The organism is Nostoc sp. FACHB-888, from assembly GCF_014696655.1.
Taxonomy (GTDB): domain Bacteria; phylum Cyanobacteriota; class Cyanobacteriia; order Cyanobacteriales; family Nostocaceae; genus Nostoc.
The window spans coordinates 1-2,219 of record NZ_JACJQM010000385.1; the positions used below are offsets into that span (position 1 = coordinate 1).

At 41.9% G+C, this 2,219-nt stretch carries 2 protein-coding genes and 2 pseudogenes; all 4 read left to right on the forward strand.

What is annotated here, in order from left to right; translation table 11 throughout:
• Positions 1–266: 266 nt before the first annotated feature.
• Complete coding sequence (locus H6G26_RS43625; protein ID WP_242054403.1) at positions 267–593, forward strand: hypothetical protein; 327 nt, start codon at positions 267–269, stop codon at positions 591–593.
• Positions 594–993: 400 nt separating this feature from the next.
• Positions 994–1,371, forward strand: a pseudogene (gene arr, locus H6G26_RS44475) (NAD(+)--rifampin ADP-ribosyltransferase); the annotation flags it as partial.
• Between the two features lie 127 nt (positions 1,372–1,498).
• On the forward strand, positions 1,499–1,669 hold the full coding sequence (locus tag H6G26_RS41155; RefSeq protein WP_242054405.1) for a hypothetical protein: 171 nt from the start codon (positions 1,499–1,501) through the stop codon (positions 1,667–1,669).
• Positions 1,670–1,988: 319 nt separating this feature from the next.
• Positions 1,989–2,219, forward strand: a pseudogene (locus H6G26_RS41160) (serine/threonine-protein kinase PknK); the annotation flags it as partial.

Here is a 2,219-nt window from a genome sequence, read left to right on the forward strand (position 1 = left end):
GAATTAATCCTCAAGGATATCGGGAGCCGAATGAGGTGAAAGTCTCACGTTCGGATCTAACTGAGAGGTGCGAAGCGTAATAGCTCCCATCGACTCAACCCCACGCATGGCACATTTGAGGAATACTGCAGGGACAGGTTTAGTTATACTTACCGCCATGTAAATTATCTAATAGCTGGTTGTTTGATAGTTGACAATATAAAAATGGGAACTAATAGTTCCCAAAATGAAAGCCAAGATGAAATGGGAACTAATAGTTCCCAATTTTGCCGACATCAGAAGTACAAGTTCGTCCTCTGGCAAAGCTAGAGCCTCAACAAAAGCCAGAAGCTTGGCAGAAGGCAGTAGAGGAAGCGGGTGGTAAAGTCCCAAGTGGTAGAATCGTCAAAGACATTGTGCAGCGCATAATGGAGCGAACCAGAGTACCAAACACCTACCACTTGGGCGAAGTATGCCAAGTTTTAGCTCTTGACAACCCCGAACTCAGGGGTAAGGGTGGGTGTTGGTGTGAGGTAAAGGTTATTTGCAGCCGCTCAAGCGAACCGTTAGCAGTAGTTACGATGCACTTCAACGGACTAAGGACAAGCAACTAAATCGAAATTACAATCATTACAAGACAAAGTAATCATGGAATTCGACCCAAACAACAATGTTGTTAAACTCTGTCTTCAAGGTATGGGCATGGAAGAAAAAGGCAAACCAGAAGAAGCAAGTGAACTGTTTCTTCAAGCCTGGAACGAAGCGACATACGACTTTGAAAAATTTATTTCAGCCCATTATATAGCTCGATATCAGAAAAATATTTCTGACAAATTAAAATGGCTCGAAACGGCTTTGCAGTTTGGATTAAAAATAAATAACAACACTGTTAAGAGTGCAATACCTTCTCTATATTCAAACATTGCCAAATGCTATGAGGACTTAAGCGACCCTGACAAGGCAAGAAAGAATTATGAATTAGCAACTTCGTTTAAGGATAAACCTTCTGACAAAGGCCCCTTTTATCATGGAACGAAAGCAGATTTGCAGGTTGGCGATTTGCTGAGGGCAGGGGGCAGTTCTAATTACAAACTTGAACTCAAAATGAATCACATTTATTTCACAGCCCTTGTCAATGGGGCGGGACTAGCTGCTGCATTAGCAAAAGGCGATAACCGTGAACGTGTTTATATCGTTGAACCAACAGGGGAGTTTGAAAATGACCCGAATGTTACAGACAAAAAATTTCCAGGCAATCCAACACGCTCATATCGCTCCCAAGCACCATTAAAAATCGTTGGCGAAGTCACAGATTGGGTGAGACAAACACCTGAAGAACTCCAAAAATGGCGTGAAAAGTTGGCCAATAACAAAGGAGAAATTATTAATTAATTTCTAAAATTCCCACACCCTGCTCACAGATTGAAATCGCTGCACTGTCAAAACCTGGGATGGCGAATATACGGTTGGGTTACAACACCTGAAATCTTACGAATACTTGCCTGAAGAATGTGAGCAGATGCAGTTAATCAGCGTTCGCATCGGTCGAGTGTATTCTGATTCGCTTGAGGAGACAGTCAAAAATCTGTTGCAGTCGTTGGGAAAGCTGAATCGTCCTTATTTAACTGTTGTGGAAGAAAAATTATTAAATGTACTGGAGTGTGAATACGAGCGAGAGATAACACCGTAAACAATTTTGGCAAATTGGCATCCAATGTTTTTAGGTTGCAGTTTCAATGGAGTTAGCAACACAACGGGACAGTGAAGAAGTTGTACGAGGGAAAAGATAAAACTTCCTGCTTCTTGACATCCAGCTATGCCAGTTGTTTAGTTGAGTGCTGTAGAACCCCTCTGCATGATTCCTACAGCGCTCAACAGAGTTCAGTTAAGGCTCTACAACTGGCTAGAAATGAACAAAACCAAATAGGATTTCAGAAGATGAGAAATGTAGATAGCTGGATTGCTGTATAGTTTGAGTTATGCCAGATTATACTCCCAAGAGTTGCTCTATGATTGCTCTACCTGGTATTGCCATCCAAGACAAGATATACGAAAGTTCTAATTCTCTGGTTTATCGGGGCATTAGAGACGATGGAGTAGCGATCGTAGTAAAAATACTAAAGCTTGATTATCCCTCACCTCAAGAACTAACCCGCTACAGACAGGAATATAAAATTACCCGTTCCCTGAATCTAGAAGGAGTTGTCAAGGCATACAGCCAGCAGGACTATCAACGCACT

Bases quoted from the DNA above. Each gene is read 5' to 3' on its own strand.
- H6G26_RS41155 (WP_242054405.1), top strand. From the start codon at position 1,499: ATGCAGTTAATCAGCGTTCGCATCGGTCGAGTGTATTCTGATTCGCTT.